This is a genomic window from Micrococcus sp. LASM2_SD2, assembly GCF_057364565.1.
Genome location: NZ_JBNFOB010000482.1, coordinates 1 through 594, shown reverse-complemented (window position 1 = coordinate 594; position 594 = coordinate 1). Strand labels below are relative to the sequence as shown.

Here is a 594-nt window from a genome sequence, read left to right as displayed (position 1 = left end):
GCCGCGGGTGCCCACGGCCACGCCGTCGGCGTCCGGCTCGCCGGCGCCCACGACGGCCGGGATCTCCCCCGACGGCCGAGGCCACCACGGTGGCGCCGGCGGCAAGGTACTCGTAGACCTTCAGCGGGGAGAAGTAGTGGTCCTCCGGGTTCTCCGGCTGCGGGTACGGGGCGGTGGCCACGTCCCAGTGCCCGACGACGGCCGGCACCTCGGACGGGGCGAGCGCACCGTGGAAGACGGTCGCCTCCCCCAGGCCGAGCCGGTCGGCCTGCTCGCGCAGGGCCTGCAGCTGGGGTCCGGCGCCGCAGAACTCGATGCGCCAGTGCGCGGCGGCGTCGCAGGCCGCGGCGACCGCCTCCAGGAGGGTCTCGGTGCCGTGCCAGGGCTTCAGGGTGCCCAGGAAGCCCACGGTGAACGGACGGCCGGACGGCTCGGGCGCGGCGCCGCCGTCGGGAAGGGCGGAGCCGGCGGAGGCGGTGTCACGGTCCACGGGGCGGATGCGCTCGGGGTTCACACCGTTCGGGGTGACCACGGTGGCCGCGGCGGCGGCCGGACGCCGGCGGACCCGAGCGGCGACCGGCTCGGACGACGCAG

General features: G+C 77.6%; 1 protein-coding gene. It reads right to left on the bottom strand.

All coding sequences use genetic code 11. From position 1 onward, the window contains the following. On the bottom strand, nucleotides 1-594 hold a 594-nt coding region (locus tag AC2W7A_RS13230), incomplete at both ends, for a glycosyltransferase (protein WP_485991734.1).